Source organism: Parafannyhessea umbonata (assembly GCF_900105025.1).
GTDB lineage: Bacteria > Actinomycetota > Coriobacteriia > Coriobacteriales > Atopobiaceae > Parafannyhessea > Parafannyhessea umbonata.
Window position 1 is genome coordinate 1,633,966 of the sequence record NZ_LT629759.1, and the last position, 21,057, is coordinate 1,655,022.

Genomic DNA, 21,057 nt, shown 5'->3' on the forward strand with positions numbered 1-21,057 from the left:
GTGGACCATGGGACTGCTAAGGGCTGGAATGGGTGCCGCGGGTGGGGTTCTTGCCGATTCCTGGCGTGAGTACTTCTACTGCGACTCGCTTGACGCGAACACCCTTGTGGCAAAGGGACACAAGAGGACGTCCTCCCAGGGACGCTCGTCAAACACCCTCGGCGAGGACAACATCATCTCGAACGGCTCCGTCATCGCCGTGAACGAGGGACAGTACATGATCATCGTGGAGCAGGGCGCCGTGGTGGAGGCGTGCGGCGAGCCAGGAGAGTTCGTGTTCGACAGCTCGACGGAGCCGAGCCTGTTCTTTGGCGAGGGGGGCACGCTCGGCGAGCGGATACGAGCGTCGTTCGAGCGCGTGGGCACGCGCTTCTCGTTTGGCGGTGACACGGGCAAGGACCAGCGCGTCTACTTCTTCAACTCCAAGGAGATCGTGGGCAACAAGTACGGGACGGCGACGCCCGTGCCCTTCCGCGTGGTCGACAACAACATCGGGCTGGACGTGGACATCGCCGTGCGCTGCAACGGCGAGTACTCGTACCGGATCGTCGACCCGCTCATGTTCTACAAGAACGTGTGCGGCAACGTCGAGGAGCCGTACCTGCGCAACAACATCGACTCTCAGCTCAAGAGCGAGCTGCTCACGGCACTGCAGCCGGCGTTCGCGCGCATATCCGCCATGGGCGTGCGCTACTCGGCGGTACCTGCGCACACGAGGGAGCTGGCCCAGGCGCTCAACGCGGAGCTGTCCGAGTCATGGGGGCAGATGCGCGGCATCGAGGTGGCGGCGTTTGGCGTGAACTCCATCGCGGCGTCGCCCGAGGACGAGGCCATGATCAAGGAGCTGCAGAGGGCCGCGGTGATGAGAGACCCCACGATGGCGGCGGCGAACCTCGCGGCATCGCAGGCGGACGCCATGCGCATGGCGGCGTCCAACGGCGCGGGCGCGGCCGTCGGCTTCATGGGCATGGGGATGGCCAACGCCATGGGTGGGGGCGTGAGCATGCAGGACCTCTACGGGATGGGCTCCGGAGGCAGGCCGGCAGGCGGAATGCCGCCGCAGGCAGGCGGGCAGGCCCCCGGCGTGGCGACGGGCGCCGCAGCTGGAGCGGCCCAAGGCACCTGGACCTGCTCGTGTGGCGCCCAGAACACGGGGCGCTTCTGCGGCAACTGCGGCAGCCCAAGGCCGCAGCCTGAAGGCGGGCCGTGGACCTGCTCGTGCGGTGCCCAGAACACCGGCCGGTTCTGCGGCAACTGCGGAAGCCCTCGCCCCTAGGCACCCATCTTGAGAGAAGGGCGCCCACCGGCATGCGCAAGCCGGTGGGCGCCTCATCCCAGCATGTGGCTTCCACAAGAAAGCCATGCGCTTCTCGGCGGTTAGTTGATGTCCTCCACCTGGTCCTCCATCTCGCTCTCGGCGTCGTCCTCGTCGTCCGAGCCAAGCAGCGTCCCGTTGACGACGGCGTCGTGCACCCTCACGAAGACGATGCCCAGCACGCCCGACGTAATGGACCCGGCGAGAATCGCACACTTGGCCGCAAGGATCTCGTGCGCCTGCGGAAACGCCAGGCCCGCGATGAGGATGGACATGGTGAACCCCATGCCGCCCATGATGCCGACGGCAATTATCTGGTCCCACGTCACGTTGTGGGGAAGCTTCGCGAAGCCGATCTTCACGAGCAGGAGCGTCACCAGGATGATGCCGAGCGGCTTTCCGAGCACGGCGCCCAGGTAGGCGCCCTGGGTAACGGGATCGAGCACGATGCTGCCCAGGTCGACGCCCACCAGCCTCACCTGCGCGTTCGTAAACGCGAAGAGCGGCAGGATCAGGAAGTTCACCGTCGTGGAGAGGTTGCGCTCCACGCGCTGCAGGGGCGGGGTCACGTGGTGGATGATCTTCTCCACGCGGTTCGCGGACGCCGTGAAGTCGTGCTGGCCCAGGACGTGCGTGCCGTCGTCGTAGTCGTCGTCCAGCATCGCGGCCTTCTCCTGCAGCCAGTCCCCCAGGTTAGAGAGACGGATGTCGGACTTCGCGGGCAGGAAGAACGCCAGGATGACACCGGCAAGCGTCGCGTGGATGCCGCTGTTGTACATGCACACCCACAGCAGCAGGCCCACCACCATGTACGGCTTGACCGAGTACACGCGGGCTCGGGACAGCGTCGCAAGCAGCATCACCGCGATGAGCGAGGCCGCGATCCACGCGATGTCCGGCGTCTGCCCGTAGAACAGCGCAAGCACCACGATCGCGAGGATGTCGTCCGCGATGGCGAGCGTCTGGAAGAACACCTTCGTCTCCGGGGCGACGCGGTCACCCAGAAGCGACATCACGCCCAGCGCGAACGCGATGTCCGTCGCAATGGGAATCGCCCATCCGTGCGGGGCGCCCGCATGGTTGAACGCCAGGTAGATGATAGCGGGAAACGCGACGCCACCCACCGCGGCCAGCATGGGAAGCATCGCCTGGCGGGGCCTGCGCAGCTGTCCCACGGTCATCTCGTACTTCAGCTCTATGCCCACGAGCAGGAAGAACAGTGCCATCAGGAAGTCGTTCACGAACCCCTCGAACGAGATTCCCGCAACGACGGGGCCGATCCTGAGCTCGAGCGGCGTCCCGAGGAAGTGATGCACCGCCTCGTACGCCCCGGAGTTCGCGACGATCACGGCAAGCAGGGCAGCGCCAACCATGACGGCGGCGGCGATCGTGCCGTTCGACGTCACCTTCTCGAGCGCGTTCTTCTGGTCGCGCCGTCGCACGACCGCGGGCTCGCGGATTATCACGCTCTTGCGGACCACGCGTCCCCTCCTCCCCTTCGCGTCACTCGTCTTCTGGCCGGGCCTGGATGCTTTGCTCTGCACCATGTTCGCTTTCTCTTCGAGGTCGACGTTAACGGTCGCGGCCCGCGCCTCGCGGGACACATACATAAAGATACGTTACCCGCAACCGTCCCCTCGCCGGTCGCCCCCCGATAACAAAGCTCCTCCAAGGCTTTCCGCAAGCGACATGCCATGCGACGCGAACTTGGGCAGAGGCGCACGCGCGTGTGCGCCGGGCGAGAAGGGCGCGTTCCCATGGCAGTTCCCGGGACGTTGTTTGCACGCGGACGGAAACGGGAACTATAGTAGGTGCACGCACGCCGCACATCGCGAGGACGCGGCGCGGCGCACGGGAGGGCCCGCGCGAGGGGGCCAGACGGGGGCGCATTTGCGCCAGATGTCGGAGGAAACCATGAACGACCAGCGCATCGCAGTCATCACCGACTCTGGCACGGACACCCCGGCGGAGTTCTGCCGCGAGCACGACGTGAGGGTCATGCCGCTGCACATCAACTATGCGGACGGCACCTCGTTCCAGAGCGGCGTGGACATCACGGCGGACGAGGTTACCCGTCGCCTCGCGACGGAGATTCCCAAGACGTCGCTCCCCTCCCCCCACCAGATTCAGACGACGCTCGAGCAGGCACGCGCCGACGGCTACCAAAAGGCCGTCGTCGTCACCATCGCGAGCGCGCTCTCCGCCACGAACCAGACCGCCCACATGGTCGCGGGCCAGATGGAGGACTTCCCCACCATCGTGGTGGACACGCGCTCCATCGGCATGGTCGCGGGCATGGTCGTCGAGCGCACCGTGCAGATGGTCGAAGCCGGCGTACCGTTCGAGCAGCTCCTAAGCAGGCTCGATTCCGTCGCGCAGCAGTCCAACGTGTTCTTTGCAGTCAAGTCGTTGGACTTCCTGTACAAGGGCGGCCGCATCAACGGCCACATCTACCGCATCGGCTCCGTGCTGAACATAAAGCCGGTCCTCACCTGCGACGACGAGGGCTACTACACCATCGCCAAGAAGGCCCGCGGCTGGGACCGCGCGCTCGACACCATGGTCTCGCTCGTTGCGGACAGGGCGCGCCAGTACAAGCGGGCCCGTCTTGCCATCTGCTGCTCGTCCACCACGCGCGACCTGTACGATGCCCTCGAGCAGAAGCTGCGCGCAGCCGTCCCCAACGTGGAGAGCGTCCAGAGGCATGACCTCTCCGCGGACCTCCTGGTGCACACTGGGCCAGAGATGGCTGGCATGGGCGTGCAAAACGCCGAACTCGACTTCTAGCTGACACGTGCCGGCGCCCCCACACGCCGGCACGCTCGTTTTTCTCGACAGACCTTTGGGAGGCTCCATGGGAAAGGACGTGCGCGCAGACATCTGCGAGGTCGGAAAGCTCCTGTACGACCGCGGTTACGTCGCGTCCAACGACGGAAACATCTCCGTGCGCGTTGGCGAGAACGAGGTCGTCGTCACGCCATCGGGCGTGAGCAAGGGGCGCATGGAGCCGGGCATGCTCGTGCGCTGCGACCTGGACGGCAACGTGCTTCCGGGCGACGCGTCCGGGCGCTTCCCCTCGTCCGAGGTCAAGATGCACCTTGCCGTGTACCGCGCCCGCCCGGACGTGCGTGCCGTCGTCCACGCGCACCCGGTCTTCGCCACGGCGTTCGCCATCTGCCGCCGCGAGCTCGCGGAGCCCTACCTGCCCGAACTCGTGCTCAACTTCGGCAAGATACCCGTGACCGACTTCGCGATGCTCTCCACCGACGAGGTGCCGCAAAGCCTCATGCCGTTCGTCCACGATTACAACGGCGTGCTCCTTGCAAACCACGGCGCGGTCGCCTGGGGCGGCGACGTCTGGGCGGCGTTCGACCTCATGGAGACGATCGAGCACAGCGCGAAGATCTACAAGGCCGTGCACGACCTGGGCGGCGGCGTGCCGCTTGCGCCGGAGGACGTCGCGCACCTGGAGCGGCTGCGCGCATTCTATCGCCAGCGCGCGGCGCATCGCGACGACGCGACCGCAAGCGACAGCGGCACAACGGGCGCCAACGCATAGGATTTCGAACCAAACAATAGGGACAAAACGATAAGGACCAGACGAGAAGGGCGTGACAACCATGGCAGAGGAAGGGCCAGAGCCGGCGACGCCGGAGGCGGCTGCGACGCAGACCGCCACGAGCGGCGTCACCAACGTGGACGCGGTGGAGCTGAGGGCGGACGGGGGCGCGGTCGTGATAATCGACCAGACGCTTCTGCCCAACAGGCTCGAGTACCTCGAGCTCGCGGACGCGAAGGACATGTACGACGCCATCTTCCAGCTCAAGGTGCGCGGCGCGCCGGCAATTGGCGTGTGCGCCGGCTACTGCTACTACGTGCTCGCCCGCCAGGAGGCCGCCCGCGCCGCCGGCTACGAGGAGTTCGCCTCCGCCATGGAGCGCCAGCGCGCCTACCTCAACTCCTCGCGCCCCACGGCGGTGAACCTCTCGTGGGCGCTCAGCCGCATGCACGGCGTGACGCTCGCGCACCAGGGAGAGGACCCGGCCGGCATCGTCGGCCTTCTCCGCGACGAGGCCGTCGCCATCCACCGCGAGGACCTCGCGATGTCGGAGGAGATCAGCCGACTGGGCGCAAGCCTGCTTAAGGACGGGGACGGCGTGCTCACGCACTGCAACGCCGGCCCGCTCGCGTGCCTGGGCTATGGCACGGGCCAGGGGCCGCTGTACTACGCGCACGACCACGGCAAGCGCGTGCGCGTGTTTGCGGACGAGACGCGACCGCTGCTGCAGGGCGCGCGCCTCACGAGCTACGAGCTTAGCCGCGCCGGGATCGACGTCACGCTCATCTGCGACAACATGGCGTCCATCGTGATGAAGAACGGCTGGGTGCAGGCGTGCATGGTCGGCTGCGACCGCGTCGCCATGAACGGCGACGCCGCGAACAAGATCGGCACCTCGGGCGTCGCGATCCTGGCCGCGCACTACGGCATCCCGTTCTACGTGCTGGGACCCACGTCCACCATCGACCGCGACTGCCCCACCGGCGACGACATCAAGATCGAGCAGCGCGACCCGGACGAGATCAAGACCATGTTCTACGCACAGCCCAAGGCGCTGCCCGAGGTCAAGTGCTACAACCCCGCGTTCGACGTGACGGACCACAGCCTGATCACGGCCATCGTGACCGAGAAGGGCATCTGCCGTCCCCCGTACACCCAGAGCCTCGCGGCGCTCTTCGAGTAGCGACCGCCCGGCCAGCCCGCAACCGACATCCACAAGCGAGAGGAATCCCCCATGTTCGAGACCGCATCAGCCTGCATCCGCTGCAACAAGGAAGACGTCGCGAAGGTCGTCCTCATGCCCGGCGACCCGCTGCGCGCCAAGTTCATCGCCGAGCACTACCTCGAGGCGCCCGTCCTGTTCAACGACGTCCGCAACATGCTGGGCTACACGGGCACGTACAAGGGCAGGCGCGTGAGCGTCATGGGCTCCGGCATGGGCATCCCCAGCATGTGCCTGTACGCGCACGAGCTGTACACGCAGGTCGGCGTGGACGCCATCGTCCGCGTTGGCACCACGGGCGGCCTGCAGGACGACCTCCACGCCGGCGACATCGTGATCGCGCAGAGCGCGGCCACGAACTCCTCCATCGCGAGCCTGTACGACTCCCCCGTCAAGCTGGCCCCCACCGCGAGCTGGGACATGCTGCGCGACGCCGTCGCGGCGTGCGAGCGCCTGGGCTACGGCTACCAGGTGGGCCAGGTCGTGAGCTCCGACGTGTTCTACAACCCGCGCGAGGACGCGCCGGCACGCTACCGCGACCTCGGCCTGCTTTGCGTCGAGATGGAGACGGCGGGCCTCTACATCGAGGCCCAGACCAGCCACAAGAAGGCCGTGTCCATCCTGTCCGTGTCGGACACGTTCTTCACGGGCGAGTCGCTGAGCGCGGACGAGCGCGAGAAGAGCTTCACCAACATGATGGAGGCCTCGCTGGAGACCGCGCTCAACTACGCGTAGCGTCTCACCCCAAGGCACGGGGCCGACCGGCGCACCTACGACAGGTGCGCCACCATGTGGCTCACGATCTTCGCGCAGTGCTCGGCCGCCTGCGCCTCGAACACGGGGTACTCCACCTCGGCGGTCCCGTCCGCCTTGTCGCTTATGGCGCGCACGATCACGTACGGCACGTCGTTCAGCCACGCGGTCTGGGCGATGCTCGCACCCTCCATCTCGACGCAGCTCGCGCCAAACGTCGTGCGGATGCGGTCCTTCTCGCCCTGCGTGCGCACAAACTGGTCGCCGGACGCCACGCGTCCCTCCACGCACGCCACGTCCGGCGCCACGGCGCGCACGGCGTCCTCGGCGGCCTTGCGCAGGCGCTCGTCCGCGGGAAAGTACGTGATGCCCAGGCTCGGCACCTCGCCGGGCGCGTAGCCAAAGTTCGTCGCGTCCACGTCGTGGTGTACGGCGTCCGTGGACACCAGCACGTCGCCTATGTTCAGGCGCGCGTCCAGCGATCCCGCGACGCCGGTGTTGATGATGGCTTCCGCGCCAAAGCGCTCGATGAGCACCTGGGCGCATACCGCGGCGTCCACCTTGCCCACGCCGCACTTCACCACGGTCACCGGCGTGCCGCCGATCGTGCCGTCGTCAAACGCCATGCCGGCCACCTTCACGCGCGTGGGGTCGACCACCTTGCCACGCAGGTGCTCCACCTCGACGTCCATGGCGCCAATGATTCCAAGTTTCATGTTCTCTCCCCGTCTGCCGCGAAGCGCGCCCCGCGGCCCTCGTTTTTTACTCCCGCGCGCCTGTCGCGTCCGCCAGCCACGGCCTTCCCTGCAGCACGCGCGTGACGCGGTCCTGAGCCGTACCAAACGCCACGTCCGGCCTCACGTGCAGCCACACCGTGCCGCGGGTGCCGTACGCGTCGAAGCCGGAAAACGTCACGCCCACCTCGAACGCGTCGTCCGCAAGCTCGCCCAAGGCCTCCGTCGCCAGGCGCCTGACCTCCTCGCTCACGCTCGTAAGGTCCGCGTCGGGGCGCACCAGCACGTCCACGCCGCAGCAGCCCAGCGACGAGGCCCCCTTGCGCGTGAACGCGGTCTTGTTCAGCACGCTGTTGGGGATGACCTGGTCGTTTCCCAGACGGTCGTGCACGATGGTGCTGCGCCAGTTCACGTCCGTCACGAAGCCCTCGAACCCGCCAACGGACACGTAGTCGCCCGGCTGCACCACCTTGCCCAGCATGAGCCCCAGCCCGCTGAACACGTTCGACACCGTGTCCTGCAGGCCAAATGACAGCACGACGGACGTGACGCCCAAGGCGGCCACGAACGCCGTCGCCTTGATGCCAAACACGGGCTCCAGCACACTCAGCAGCCCAAACGCCCAGATCACGCCGCGGATGATGTTCACGAAGATCGACGCGGACGGTATGGAGGACGCGTCCAGCACGCGCCTGGCCACGCGGGTGACGCCGCGGTCAACCACAAGCGTCACCACGGCAGCCACGGCCAGGTACACGACCTTCCACACAACCGTTGCCCAATCCATCGCAACCTCCCGCTAGCCTATCTTCACGATGGGCGCGAAGCCCTTCATAAGCTTCTTCGTCTTGCCGGTCCTCGTGAAGTACACGGTGATGGTGTCGCCGGAGGCCTCCTTCACGATGCCGGGCCCAAACGTCTTGTGCGACACCTGGTCACCGGGAGCAAACGTCTCCTCCGCCTTCTTGCGGTCGCGCACGGGCGCTGCCGCCGGGCGAGAAGAGCCTGCCCCCATGCCCGCGGACGCACCGCCAATCGGGCGACCCGGCCAGCTGGGGGCCGCGGTGCCGCTCGGACGCGCGCCGCCGGTCGAGCGCGTGTGGCTGCCGAACACGTGGCCCCCGTACACCTCGGAGCCGCGGCCCGATCCGTACGTGCCGTGACGGTCGCCGCGCTTCTCCCATCCCACGCCAGAGAAGCCGGACGACCCCACGCCGATGGCGTTCACGTCCTCGGCCGGGATCTCGTTCAAAAAGCGGCTGCACGGGTTTGTCTGCACGGAGCCAAACATGCGGCGCGTCACGGCGTACGTTAGGTACAGCCGCCTCTCCGCGCGCGTGATGGCCACGTACGCAAGGCGGCGCTCCTCCTCGATGGACTCCGCGTCGCCCTCGTGCGCGCGGTGCGGGAAGATGCCCTCCTCCATGCCGGCCACGAACACCACGGGAAACTCCAGGCCCTTGGCGGAGTGGATCGTCATCATCGTGATGGCGCTCGACTGCCCCGCAAGCGAGTCGAGGTCACTCCTCAGGGCCAGCCACTCCATGAACGCGGGGAGCTTCTCGGCCGCCACCGGCGGAAGTCCGCCCGCGCCCTGCGCCGCTGCCCCCGCCGCCGGCGCAGCGGCTGCGCCGCCGTCGAGCGCGCCGGCCTCGCGCAGCTGCTCCAGGCTCTCGAGCGTCGCCGCCGCGTCCTCGTGCGTCTCGTCGAACTCCTGCGCGACGCCAAAGAACTCCTTGATGTTCTCTACCCTGCCGTCGGCCTCCATGGTCTGCTCCGCCTCGAGTGCCTGGATCAGCCCGGTGCGGTCGATGATCATCTGCACCACGTCCGCCAGGTCGCCGTCAAAGTGGCGCGCCGCCTCGATCGCGTTCGTGAAGCCGGCGAGCGCGTTTCTGGCCTTCGCGCTCAGGACGCCCGGCTCCGTGACGCACGCCTCCGCGGCCGAGAAGAACGATATACCCCGCTCGGCGGCATAGGCGCGGATGCGGTTGACGGACGTCGTCCCCAGCCCGCGGCGCGGCGTGTTGATGACGCGCAGCGCGCTGACGTCGTCGTCCGGGTTCACGACCAGCTTGAGGTAGGCCATAACGTCGCGGATCTCCGCGCGGTCGAAGAAGCGCGTGCCGCCCACGATCTTGTACGGCACGCCCGCGCGCAGGAACATGTCCTCGAGCGTGCGCGACTGCGCGTTCGTGCGATAGAACACGGCGACGTCGTCGTAGCTCGTGCCGCGGTCGTGCAGCTTCTCTATCTCGCTGCCGATCCAGCGCCCCTCGTCGCGCTCGTCCGCGGCCTGGAACACCTCGATCTTTTCGCCGTCGCCGCGGTCCGTGAACAGGCGCTTCTGCTCGCGGCGCGAGTTGTTGCGCACCACGGCGTTCGCGGCGTTCAGGATGTGGCCGGTCGAGCGGTAGTTCTGCTCAAGCTTCACCACCTCGGCGTCCGGGTAGTCCTTTCGGAAGCTCAGGATGTTCTTGATGTCCGCGCCACGCCAGCTATAGATGGACTGGTCGTCGTCGCCCACGACCATGAGGTTGCGGTACTTCTTCGCAAGCAGGTTCGTGATCGCGTACTGCACGGCGTTCGTATCCTGGTACTCGTCCACGCTGATCTGGCGGAAGCGCTCCTGGTAGCGGTCGAGCACCTCCGGCTCCTTGCTCAGGAGCTCGAACGTCTTTACCAGCAGGTCGTCGAAGTCCATCGCGTTCGCGCGGGCCAGGCGCCGGTCGAGCTCCGCGTACACGCGGGCCGCGGCGCGCTCCACGGGCGACTGCGCCTGCGAGGACATCTCCTCCGCAGACACGAGGGCGTTCTTCGCCTGGCTTATCTTGGAGCGCACCGCCGGCAGCGGGCACTGCTTCGAGTCGAGGTCGAGGTCGCTCATGATGCTCTTGACCAGGCGCTTCGAGTCGTCGTCGTCGTAGATCGTGAAGTTTGGCTTGTAGCCCAGAAGGTCGGCGTCCTCGCGCAGCATGCGCACGCACATGGCGTGGAACGTGCAGATCCACATGCCGCGCGTGCCGCCGGGCAGCACCTTGCCCAGGCGCTCGCGCATCTCGGCCGCAGCCTTGTTGGTGAACGTGATGGCCAGCACCTGCCACGGGCGCACGCCCTCGTCCGCGATCATGTGAGCGATGCGGTACGTGAGCACGCGCGTCTTACCAGAGCCCGCGCCGGCAAGCACCAGAAGCGGGCCGCGCGTGCACTCCGCCGCCCTGCGCTGCGCGGGGTTGAGGCCGTCCAGGTCGACGCTCGGGCGCGCGGGCGCCTGGGGTACGGGCGCGGGACCGTCGGCGGGAACGTAGTCCGCGGGTGCCCAGGCGGCGCCGTCTGAAACGCCGTCCTGCGCGGTCACGTCGCCGTACGCGTCGAGCGGCACCTCCTCCGGCGCAGGCGCGGGCGAGCCCTGGCCCGCAGGGCCTCCCATCAGCGAAAAGAGCGATTGTTGCACGTCTTGGGGCATGTACTTCTCCTCCAGCCTCTTGTTTGTCCTGAATGAGTCTAGCGCAGCCGGGCGACACGAATCCCACCCTGCGGAATACCTCCGCACGATTTGCCGCCGCCCGTCCGCGGCTGCGTTCGCTATCATGTCCCCAACCACGCGCCAGCCGCAGGGGCCCGGCGCGCCAGGCACGCGACGGACGGGAGCCCGCATGAAGATGACGAAGACGTTCTGCAACTGCCGCGACGTGACGTATGCGGACATCATGGCGGCCATGCGCGCCGGCGCCACCACGGCGGAAGAGGTGTCGGCCGCCACGGGCGCGGGCACGGGCTGCGGGCGGTGCCGCGAGGCGCTGGACTTCGTGGTGCGCGACTTTCTGGAGGAGCTCGGGGCCGAGAAGGACGGCTCCCTCCCCCTGTAGCGCCCGCGGTGCCGCGCGCCGTCATACAGTGTTTCTCACCTTGCCGAACTTGACAACCGAGTGGGTAGATGCAACACTTTCACCAGTAGTTATGAATGTCTGCTCATGTGTTCAAGTCTTGTGCGCGACACCCGCGCGCACTGCGAGGAAGGATGTGCCATGTCCTGCAAGTGCTGCTCTTCCACAGAGGACGATTCCTGCCGCCACCGCGACGAAGACGAGGCCGAGCGCGACGCGTCGTGCGGCTGCTGCTCGGGCGATGCCGACGTCGACAGCGATGACGATGATGACGACGAGGACCCCTCCGTCCTGCGGAAGAAGATCTGCGCGTCCGCGGTGCTTCTGGTGGTGGCCGTCGTCGTAAACCGCGCGGCCGCGCTGCCGCTGTGGGCCCAGCTCGTCACCTACCTGCCCGCCTACCTGGTGGCGGGCTGGGGCGTGCTGCGCGAGGCCGCGGAGTCCATCGCGGAGCGCCGCCCGTTTGACGAGGACTTCCTCATGTCCGTCGCGACGCTGGGCGCGCTGCTCATTGGCTTTGTGCCGGGCGGCGAACCACAGTTTGCGGAGGCGGTGTTCGTGATGCTCTTCTTCCAGGTGGGAGAGCTGTTCGAGGGCATGGCGGAGGAGAGCTCGCGCCGCTCCATCCGCGAGCTGATGCAGATTCGCCCCGACGTGGCGTACGTGGAGCGCGACGGCGAGGTAGTGGCCGCAGACCCAGGCGACGTTGCGGTGGGCGACGTCATGGTGGTGCGCCCGGGCGAGAAGATCGCGCTGGACGGCGTTGTGATCGAGGGCCAGACGAGCCTTGACACCGTGGCCCTGACCGGCGAGAGCGTGCCGCGCGACGCCGGCGTGGGAGACGACGTGGCGTCCGGCTGCGTGAACCTGACGGGGCTTCTGCGCGTGCGCGTGACGAGGGGCTTTGGCGAGTCCACGGCGAGCAGGATCATCGACCTGGTGCAGAACGCGAGCCGCAGCAAGTCGCGCTCCGAGAACTTCATCAAGCGCTTTGCACGGGTGTACACCCCGGTCGTGGTGTACCTGGCCATGGCCGTCGCGCTGGTGCCGCCGATCTTCTCGCCCGACTTTGCGGCGGCGCTTCCCACGTGGGTACTGCGCGCACTCACGTTTTTGGTGGTGAGCTGCCCGTGCGCGCTGGTGCTTTCGGTACCGCTGACGTTCTTTGGCGGGATTGGCGGGGCGTCGCGCCGCGGCATCCTGGTGAAGGGCTCCAACTACCTGGAGGCGCTCGCGAAGGCGCAGACCGTGGTGTTCGACAAGACGGGCACGCTCACGAAGGGGACGTTCAAGGTGACACAGGTGCATCCGTCAAACATGACGGACGAGGAGCTTTTGCACCTGGCCGCGCACGTGGAGGCGAACTCCACCCACCCGATCGCGGCGGCGCTCAGACTGGCGTTTCCGCTGGACGATGACGACTGCGTCGTGAGCGACGTGACGGAGGAGGCCGGCCACGGCGTGGTTGCGACGGTGAACGGGCATCGCGTGGCCGTGGGCAACGCAGCCCTGATGCGCGAGGTGGGTGCCACGCCGGAGACCTGCCACACGCTGGGCGGATCGGTGGTGCACGTTGCCGTGGACGGCGCGTACGCCGGGCACGTGCACGTTGCGGACGAGGTGAAGCCGGACGCGGCGGAGGCCATCCGCGCGCTGAGGGAGCTGGGCGTGCGCCGCACCGTCATGCTGACGGGCGACCGCGAGGTGACGGCAGAGATGGTGGCGCGCGAGCTTGGCATCGACGAGTTCCACGCTGAGCTTCTGCCCGAGGACAAGCTCGACCAGGTGGAGGGCCTGATGGACTCCCGCGAGGAGGACGCGACCCTTGCGTTTGTGGGCGACGGCATAAACGACGCCCCCGTGCTTGCCCGCGCGGACGTGGGCATTGCCATGGGCGCCATGGGGTCTGACGCCGCCATCGAGGCCGCGGACGTGGTGCTGATGGACGACAAGCCGTCGAACGTGGCAGTCGCCATGCGCATCGCCCGGCGCACGCTGCGGATTGCCCGCCAGAACATCGTGTTCGCGGTGGCAGTGAAGGTCGCGATACTGGCGCTGGCCGCCGTGGGCCTGGCCCCCATGTGGCTTGCGGTCTTTGGCGACGTGGGCGTGATGGTGCTGTGCGTGCTGAACGCGACGCGCGCGCTGAGGTAGCGGCGACGGCAGAGCGTGCCTGGACCCATGATAGCCGCGCGGCGGGCGCTCGCGCTAGAATGGCCTAACGCGCCGCACGACGCAGCGCACGCCACCGACCACCCGCCCCGAAGGAGCGCCATGCACATTCCGGAGAACTACCTGAGCCCATCCACCTGCGGCGTGTTCGCCGTTGCCATGGTGCCCATATGGATGCGCGCCGTGCGCCACGTGCGCGAGGAGGTGCCGCGCCAGAAGATGCCGCTCGTGGGCGTGGCTGCCGCGTTCTGCTTTCTGGCCATGATGTTCAACATCCCGCTGCCCGGCGGCACCACCGGCCACGCCGTGGCGGGAACGCTGGTGGCGATCCTGTTTGGCCCGTGGGCGGCGACGCTTGCCATAAGCATCGCGCTGGCGATCCAGGCCGTGATGTTTGGCGACGGCGGCATCCTGGCGCTTCCGGCGAACTGCTTCAACATGGCGTTTGTGCTGCCGATGTGCGGGTACGCCGTGTACGGCCTGGTGCGCGGGCGAGAAGGACGGCACACCGGCGCGAGGGCGGGCTCGGGACGCCCAGGCCTGGGACGGGAGCTTGTTGCGGCCGGCGTGGGCTCCTACGTTGGCATCAACGCCGCCGCCCTGTGCGCCGCCATCGAGTTTGGCGTGCAGCCGCTGCTGTTTTCTGACGCGGCGGGACGCGCGCTGTACTGCCCGTACCCGCTGTGGGTGTCCGTTCCGGCCATGCTTGTGGGGCACCTGACCGTGTGGGGCGCCGCGGAGGTGGTGTTCACGGTTGGCATCCTGGCGTTCGTTCGCAGGGTGGCGCCGGGCTTTGGCCTGGGAGGCCTTGCCGGCGACGGCGTGCAGGCCACACCGGTGCGCGCGGCGCGTCCCGTGCTGGCACTGGTGGCGGCACTTGCCGTGCTGACGCCGCTTGGACTTCTGGCCACGGGCGACGCCTGGGGCGAGTGGTCCACGGCAGACCTTGCCGCGCAGGTGGGCTACACCCCCGCCGGAATGGCGCACGGATGGGAGTGGGCGTCGCTCATGCCTGACTACTCCCTGGGGGCGCTGCCGTCGTGGCTGGGCTACGTGCTGAGCGCCGCGATCGGCGTGGGCGCTCTGCTCGTTGCGTTCAGGCTGCTTGGCGCGGGCGCGTCTTCCCGCGTTGACTTTGGGCCGCGCCACGATGGCTAGCGGCGACGGGCAAGACGCGGGGCAGGCCGGGCTTCCCACATGGCTCACGCGCGACGAGGAGTACGAGCCGCCACGGGAGCGGGGCAACTTCGTGGCGAAGAGCATGCTGGGCATGGCGGGCGTACTCGCGCGGATGCGCCTGGACGATGGTCAGGCAGGACCACTGAGCCCCTCCGCCCCGCTGAAGCTTGTACTGGGGCTTGCGATGATCCTGCTGACCTCGCTCAGCCAAAACTACGCCTTTGTGCTGGTGGCGCTGGCGCTTGCCCTTGTGCGTGCCGCGCTCTTGCCCGCCCGGGCCCTGAGACGCACGGCCGCGGTGGCCGGCGTTGCGGCGGCGCTCACGTTTGTTGTCATGCTGCCGGCGACGCTGTTGGGGCAGGCGCACTCCGCGGTGCTCTTGGGCACGAAGGCCCTGGTGACGACCGCCATCGCCATGGAGGTGACGCTCGGCACGCCCGCAGGTGCGCTGACGCGCGCCCTGCGCACGCTGCGCGTGCCGGCCACGGCCGTGCTGACGCTTGACCTTGCGCTACGGAGCATTGTGGACCTGGGCCGCGTGGCCGAGGAGGTGCTGTGCGCCCTGCGCCTGAGGAGCGTGGGCCGCGACCACGACAAGAGGTCTTCCATCGGAGGCGTCGGCGGCGTGCTCTTGCTGAAGGCCGGCAGGTCCGCGGCCGAGACGGCGGACGCGATGGCGTGCCGCGGCTTCGACGGCTCCTACGACGTGGCGCCCGAGAGGCGCCGTCCGCACCAGCGCGCGGTCGACTGCGCGTGGCTGCTGGGAACGGCGGTTCTTCTCGCCCTCTTCATCTATCTGCAAGGACTGGTCTAGATGCATCCCTACGTTCACCCACAGCGCCTCCACCACCCGCACGCAGCGGGCGCGCGACCGGCGCTCATGCGCTTTGACGACTTCTGCTTTGCCTACGACGACGTGCCCGTGCTGCGCCACATCGACCTTGAGATCGACGCGGGCGACTCCGTGGTGCTGATGGGCGACAACGGCTCGGGGAAGTCCACGCTGCTGCGCGCGATGAGCGGGCTGGTGCACCCGCAGGTGGGGACGTACCGCTTTGACGGGCGGGTGGTGGACGCGGCCTCCATGCGCGACCCGGAGTTCAGCCGCCGGCTGCACCAGCGCGTGGGGTTCATCTTCCAGGACAGCGACAGCATGCTCTTTACGGCGAGCGTGGAGGACGAGGTGGCGTTTGGACCGTCGCAGATGGGGCTCTCCGCGAAGGAGGTCTCTGCGCGCGTGGACGACTGCCTGGGGCTTCTGGGCATTGGGCACCTGCGTGGGCGCGCGCCGTACAACCTTTCCGGCGGTGAGAAGAAGAAGGTGGCCATCGCGAGCGTACTGGCCATGAACCCCGAGGTGCTGTGCCTGGACGAGCCGATGGCCGCGCTGGACGCTCGCACGCAGGAGTGGCTGCTGGGGTTTCTGAAGCAGCTGAAGCATGCCGGGAAGACCCTGGTGGTGGCGACGCACGACCAGTCCCTTGCGGACGAGCTCGCGGACTACTTCGTGTACATGGGCGACTTCCACGGATACGCCGACCGGCCCCACGTGCACGTGAACGAGTAGTGCTCGCGAGCGCCGAGGCGACGCCCGCGAGCGCCCTCCCGCGCCGCCCTACGCGTCGAGCTTTCCGTAGAACGAGCTCAGCAGCTCGGCGGACTTGTGCAGCGCCGCCAGCTCGTCCTCCTGCAGGTCGATCTCCACAATTTCCTTCACGCCGGTGTGGTCCAGGATCGCCGGGACGGAGAGGTACGTGCCGTTGAGGCCGTACATGCCGTCGACGCGCACGGACACCGGCATGATGCTCTTCTCGTCCAGGAGGATGGACTTCGCGATGGCCGTCACGCTCGCCCCGATGCCGTAGCAGGTGTTGCCCTTGCGGCTGAACACGTCCCAGCCGGCCTGGACCGTGCGCTTGCGCAGGTCCTCGCGGGTAGTGCCGCGCGTGCGCGGGGCGTTGTCGCGCAGGACGTCGTCCACGCGCTTGCCGCCTATGGTCGCGCTGTTCCAGCTCACGATTTCGGAATCACCGTGCTCGCCCAGCACGAACGCCTCAACGCTCGCGGGCGACAGATCGTACATCTGCGACAGCGCGCGGCACAGGCGCGCCGTGTCCAGGTTGGTGCCAGAGCCGATCACGCGCTCCGCGGGAAGCCCGCTCACGCGCCACGTGTAGTAGGTCATGATGTCCACGGGGTTCGACACCACCACGAAGATGCCGTTGAAGCCGGAGGCCATCACGCTCTGCACCACCTCGCGCACCACGTGCAGGCTGGGCCTCAGCATCTCCAGGCGGTCGTTGGAGTCCTTCGGCATGGGCGCCGCGGCCGTGATGACCACGATGTCGGCGTCGGAGCACTCCTCGTAGCCGCCCGCGTGCACCCTCATGTTGCGGTTCATGAAGTACACGGCGTCCTGCATGTCCAGCGCCTGTCCCTCGGCGACCTCCTTGTTGATGTCGATCAGGCAGACGTCCTCGCACAGCCCCTGGCTCACGATGCTGAACGCGGTGGTGGAGCCCACGTTTCCCGCGCCGACGATTACGACCTTAGAGTTCCTGAAGCTCATGTGTACCTCGCTTCTCTTGGTTGGTTCACACACCTGCCGCCGCGGCCGCAGACGCGACGGCACAACACCTGTCATGCTTGCACAAACGCCCGGGCGCGGGCACGGCACGTGGCGAACGTCTCACCGACAACACATGCGGCGACGCGCCTTTGCACCACGAGAGGGGCGTTCGGTACCAGCTACGGCCCGTATCAGGCACCAACCTGCCCGTTCTGCGAACGTTTCGCGTGGCGCCCCAACTTGCCGTATGCTGGTGCAAGTTTGCAACCCGCGAAGGGAGGGCCGGTCGTGGAAGACCAGATCCTGCTCATCAACGACATGTGCGGCTACGGCAAGGTGGCGCTCGCCGCCATGCTGCCCGTGCTCACCCACATGGGATATCGCATCCACAACCTGCCGACGGCGCTGGTCTCGGACACGCTCAACTACCCCAAGTTCTACATCCAGGACTGCACGGAGTACGTCCGCAACACGCTCCCCATCTGGGACGAGCTTGGCTTCACGTTCGATGCGATCTCGACCGGCTTCATCCAGAGCGAGGAGGAGTCCCGCATCATCGCAGATTTCTGCGAGCGCCACGCCGCCAAGGGCACGCGCATCTTCGTGGACCCCATCATGGCGGACCAAGGCCGCCTGTACGCCGGCGTCCCCAAGACCACCATCGGCCTCATGCGCAGGCTCGTCTCGCTCGCGGACTGCACCGTGCCCAACTACACCGAGGCCTGCCTGCTCACGGATACCCCCGTCGACCTTGAGCGCGGCGTTTCTCGCCCAGAGGCGGACCGGCTCGTGGACGGCATCCGCAAGATCGGAGCACGCTCCGTCGTGATCACAAGCGCCCTCGTAGAGGGCCGCCCCATGGTGCTTGGGTACGACCACCTGCTCGGCGAGCGCTTCGCCCTACCCATCCAGATGGTGGACGTGTACTTCCCCGGCACGGGCGACATATTCTCGTCCGTCATGATCGGCCACGTGCTGCGCGGCATGCCGCTGGCCCAGGCCACGTCGCGCGCGATGGAGGCGGTGCGCAAGCTCATCGTGCGCAACCAGTACCAGGAGGACAAGTCGCGCGGCATCCCCATCGAGACCTGCCTGGACGCGCTGGACTAGCCCCGCGATGGACTGGCTCCGCTGGCGCCGGCACTGGCGCCGGGCGAGAAGAGCGCGACCCCTTGGCTAGAACCCTGGCGGAGAGGCACGCAAAAGCGGCCCCGGAGCGTGAACTCCGGGGCCGCCGTCTTACCGTGTCAGGAGGCCTTCCCCTTGTCGCGTACCGCTACTCGCGGTTGCGCTTGCGCACCACGAGGGCGATGACCACGATCGCGACGCCGGCGATGGCAATCGCGACGGGAACCATCGCGTTGTTGGTGTCGCCCGTAGAGACGAGCCTGCCAGGCGCGGCCTTGGCCGGGCTCTTCTTGCTGGGCGCGGTGCCACCGTTGGCGTTGGCGTTGTTGCCGTTACCGGCGTTGGCGTTGTTGCCCTTGTCATCCGTGCTCGGCTTGTCGTCGGGCTTCGGCGCCGGCTGCTTCTCCTTCACCGTGATCGTGGCGGCCTCGGACGTGACGGACTCGCCGTTCACGCTGTTCGTGACGGTGCACGTGTAGGTGGTCGTTCCCACCTTGGAGGTGTCCACGGGGATCGTGGAGCTCTGGCTTGCCGTGCCGGGTGCGGCGGCGCGGGCCATCGGCTTCGCTGCTGCCGTGGCCTTCGCGGAGGCGTCGGCGGTGTCGGACTCGGCGGTCCACTTGTAGGTCAGGTACTGGTCGGAGCCGGCGACGCCGTCGGGGATGGTGGCGGTCACCTTGAGGTCGGCGGCCTTGTCGCCCTTCTCGTACGTGGCGCCCTGCGGCTGCTCGCTAATCTGGGGAGCGAAGAACGCGGTTGCATAGCGAATCGGGGTCTTCAGGTCGCCCTTAGCGGCATCGAGGTCGCTCGGGACGAAGTCGCCCTTCATGCCACCGTTCACGTAGGTGCGCATCTCGTCCAGGAGCGCCTTCGTCTTGGCGTAGGTCTCCTTGCTTGCCTGCTCGAAGAGCTTGTTCGCAAGGTCGGAGCGATCCTTGGCGGGCGTCTGCTTCATGATGTCGTCCACGGTTGCCTGCTGCGAGATGAGCTCCTTCTGCAGGGCGTCCAGGTAGGCACGGGTGGGAACGGCGAGCTTTTCGCGGTTGTTGTACGCAAGCGTGTTGATGTCCATCAGCACGTAGTCGAGCGAGCCGTTGTCGGTCGACGCATCGAGGGCGCCCTTGACGTTGTCCCTCTCGTGGGCGTCGCCGGTGTGGGACTCGTCCCACTTGTCAACCTCGGGATAGATGGTCGTGTCCACCTTCGTCAGCAGCGCGGAGTACACGGGCACGGCGACGCTGAACTCGGCGCGGGACAGCGCCTCCCACTGGACGGTCGCGATGTCAGAGGTGAGGCCGCTCCTGATCTGGAACATGTGGGTCTCGACCGTGCGGTTGTTGCCGATGGCATACAGCTTGGAGTTGGTATTCGCGTTCAGGTCGCTCGTCTGCTCGCCGCGGGCGGCGTAGGAGCGCAGCGCCTGGAACAGACTCACCTGGCCGGACGGGGCAAAGAGCAGCTCCGGGTCAGAGATCGAGGTCACGCCCTGCCAGTCGGAGGTAGTGGTGAGGTCCTTCGTGTACGTGCCGTCCGCAAGGGGGTTGCCAAAGTACGCGCGGCCCTGGGCATAGCGGGTGTTCTGCCCGGCGCTCTCGTCCTTGCCGTAGGACGTGGCGACGTCCAGCCGGCCGTCGTCGAAGTACTCGGCGGTGTGGGCGTCCTTCGCAACCTTCTCCAGGTCGGCAGAGTGCAGGCAGACGTCCTCGTTTTCAAGGTCCACGTCGAACTTCAGGTTGCTCATGTTCGGGTTCACGGAGACCTTGTCCGGCGCGACGGCCGTCAGGTTGACGGCGCACCACTGGTGTCCGGAGAGCTGCATGAAGACCCAAGTCTCGGCGCTGTCCGCGATGATGATCTGGTTGCAGTCGTAGCTGCCATTCTCGTCGATGATCTTGCCCAGCAGCTTAACGCCGTTGCGCGCTGTGTCCGCGCAACCCAGCACGACGTCGGGAATCGTGTACTCGCCGATGCCGGTTGATTTTTCGGCAATGGCATTGCCCTTATCGTCATAATAAGCGCCGCAAGGATCCTTTTCGGCAATCTTGTCGTTGTAATCCGTGGTCAGTGTAGCAGAGACGCTCACGCCCTTCTCGTTGGTGCCGGCCTCGGAGTACGCGTCAGTATCTCCCCATCCGCTGGGGGTATCACGAACATACGTATGACGAAACGTCTGTCCGCCCGAATATGTCCACGTAAAGGTTGACTCACCGGATTTAAACGTGGGGTTCTCGCGCGGCTCCTGGATGCCGAATGCCTTGGGATGGCGGTTCGCGTAGTCCTCCGAGCGGCCGACGTAGGTGTCGCCGGTGTCCGTGACGCCCTTGCCCATGTAGATCTGGGTGCACGCAAGCGCGCCCGTGGGCATTGCCATCACGATGGCGGCGGCCACGGTCATCGCACGTCCGAAGCGCGTGAAGCGACCGAGCAACCCTGGATGGGTCCTTCTCATAAAGCCTCCCCGATTCTTGTGGCACGATACGGCATCGCGCCAGACGTTATAACCAGCAGATGCATCGTCCCACGGTACGAACTTCCTGTA

At 67.2% G+C, this 21,057-nt stretch carries 17 protein-coding genes; 11 read left to right on the forward strand and 6 right to left on the reverse strand.

The genetic code is table 11. The features are described from left to right. The first annotated feature begins 7 nt into the window (after window positions 1–7). Complete coding sequence (locus tag BLT96_RS07410) at window positions 8–1,276, forward strand: SPFH domain-containing protein (protein ID WP_090863134.1); 1,269 nt, start codon at window positions 8–10, stop codon at window positions 1,274–1,276. Window positions 1,277–1,377: 101 nt separating this feature from the next. Here the strand turns inward: BLT96_RS07410 and nhaA are convergent, their stop codons facing one another. Next, window positions 1,378–2,862, reverse strand: a complete 1,485-nt coding sequence (gene nhaA / locus BLT96_RS07415) for a Na+/H+ antiporter NhaA (protein WP_090864278.1) — start codon at window positions 2,860–2,862, stop codon at window positions 1,378–1,380. 367 nt (window positions 2,863–3,229) lie between these two features. Between nhaA and BLT96_RS07420 the strand changes: the two genes are divergently transcribed. The 4 genes from BLT96_RS07420 (at window position 3,230) to deoD (ending at window position 6,831) form a co-directional block, all read left to right on the forward strand. Next, window positions 3,230–4,102: a DegV family protein gene (locus BLT96_RS07420; protein ID WP_090863137.1), complete on the forward strand. Its 873-nt coding sequence runs from the start codon at window positions 3,230–3,232 to the stop codon at window positions 4,100–4,102. A 67-nt stretch (window positions 4,103–4,169) separates the two neighbouring features. Beyond that, the gene (locus BLT96_RS07425; RefSeq protein WP_090863140.1) at window positions 4,170–4,874 is read left to right on the forward strand and encodes a class II aldolase/adducin family protein; all 705 of its coding nucleotides are present in this window, start codon (window positions 4,170–4,172) and stop codon (window positions 4,872–4,874) included. Between the two features lie 61 nt (window positions 4,875–4,935). Continuing rightward, entirely contained in the window at window positions 4,936–6,057 is a 1,122-nt protein-coding gene (gene mtnA / locus BLT96_RS07430; protein ID WP_090863143.1) for an S-methyl-5-thioribose-1-phosphate isomerase, read from the forward strand. Window positions 6,058–6,108: 51 nt separating this feature from the next. Beyond that, window positions 6,109–6,831, forward strand: coding sequence for a purine-nucleoside phosphorylase (gene deoD, locus BLT96_RS07435; protein WP_090863146.1), 723 nt, complete (start codon window positions 6,109–6,111; stop codon window positions 6,829–6,831). A 35-nt stretch (window positions 6,832–6,866) separates the two neighbouring features. Here the strand turns inward: deoD and BLT96_RS07440 are convergent, their stop codons facing one another. From BLT96_RS07440 to BLT96_RS07450, 3 genes are read right to left on the reverse strand one after another with little or no spacing between them, the layout of a single operon-like run. Then, window positions 6,867–7,565 (reverse strand): 5'-methylthioadenosine/adenosylhomocysteine nucleosidase, encoded by a 699-nt coding sequence (locus BLT96_RS07440; RefSeq protein WP_090846384.1) that lies wholly within the window; start codon window positions 7,563–7,565, stop codon window positions 6,867–6,869. A gap of 46 nt (window positions 7,566–7,611) precedes the next feature. Next, window positions 7,612–8,370 carry a mechanosensitive ion channel family protein gene (locus BLT96_RS07445; RefSeq protein WP_090863149.1) on the reverse strand — a complete coding sequence of 253 codons (759 nt, stop codon included), beginning with the start codon at window positions 8,368–8,370 and terminating at the stop codon, window positions 7,612–7,614. A 12-nt stretch (window positions 8,371–8,382) separates the two neighbouring features. Beyond that, window positions 8,383–11,049, reverse strand: a complete 2,667-nt coding sequence (locus tag BLT96_RS07450) for an ATP-dependent helicase (protein ID WP_245719249.1) — start codon at window positions 11,047–11,049, stop codon at window positions 8,383–8,385. Between the two features lie 190 nt (window positions 11,050–11,239). Between BLT96_RS07450 and BLT96_RS10605 the strand changes: the two genes are divergently transcribed. The 5 genes from BLT96_RS10605 (at window position 11,240) to BLT96_RS07475 (ending at window position 16,388) form a co-directional block, all read left to right on the forward strand. Continuing rightward, window positions 11,240–11,452, forward strand: coding sequence for a (2Fe-2S)-binding protein (locus BLT96_RS10605; RefSeq protein ID WP_157692194.1), 213 nt, complete (start codon window positions 11,240–11,242; stop codon window positions 11,450–11,452). 159 nt (window positions 11,453–11,611) lie between these two features. Further along, window positions 11,612–13,624, forward strand: coding sequence for a heavy metal translocating P-type ATPase (locus BLT96_RS07460; protein ID WP_090863154.1), 2,013 nt, complete (start codon window positions 11,612–11,614; stop codon window positions 13,622–13,624). Window positions 13,625–13,744: 120 nt separating this feature from the next. Further along, window positions 13,745–14,800 carry a cobalt transporter CbiM gene (cbiM, locus tag BLT96_RS07465; protein WP_090863159.1) on the forward strand — a complete coding sequence of 352 codons (1,056 nt, stop codon included), beginning with the start codon at window positions 13,745–13,747 and terminating at the stop codon, window positions 14,798–14,800. Beyond that, window positions 14,793–15,635: an energy-coupling factor transporter transmembrane component T gene (locus BLT96_RS07470; RefSeq protein WP_090864282.1), complete on the forward strand. Its 843-nt coding sequence runs from the start codon at window positions 14,793–14,795 to the stop codon at window positions 15,633–15,635. The genes cbiM and BLT96_RS07470 overlap by 8 nt, the downstream gene beginning before the upstream one ends. Continuing rightward, the gene (locus BLT96_RS07475; protein ID WP_197674340.1) at window positions 15,636–16,388 is read left to right on the forward strand and encodes an energy-coupling factor ABC transporter ATP-binding protein; all 753 of its coding nucleotides are present in this window, start codon (window positions 15,636–15,638) and stop codon (window positions 16,386–16,388) included. A 48-nt stretch (window positions 16,389–16,436) separates the two neighbouring features. Here BLT96_RS07475 and BLT96_RS07480 read toward each other — a convergent pair whose 3' ends face one another. Beyond that, entirely contained in the window at window positions 16,437–17,390 is a 954-nt protein-coding gene (locus BLT96_RS07480; protein WP_090863163.1) for an L-lactate dehydrogenase, read from the reverse strand. Window positions 17,391–17,678: 288 nt separating this feature from the next. Between BLT96_RS07480 and BLT96_RS07485 the strand changes: the two genes are divergently transcribed. Beyond that, entirely contained in the window at window positions 17,679–18,500 is an 822-nt protein-coding gene (locus BLT96_RS07485) for a bifunctional hydroxymethylpyrimidine kinase/phosphomethylpyrimidine kinase (protein WP_245719250.1), read from the forward strand. 166 nt (window positions 18,501–18,666) lie between these two features. On the opposite strand, the gene BLT96_RS07490 is transcribed toward BLT96_RS07485, so the two are convergent. Then, window positions 18,667–20,967, reverse strand: coding sequence for a C69 family dipeptidase (locus BLT96_RS07490; RefSeq protein ID WP_090863166.1), 2,301 nt, complete (start codon window positions 20,965–20,967; stop codon window positions 18,667–18,669). Window positions 20,968–21,057 lie beyond the last annotated feature (90 nt).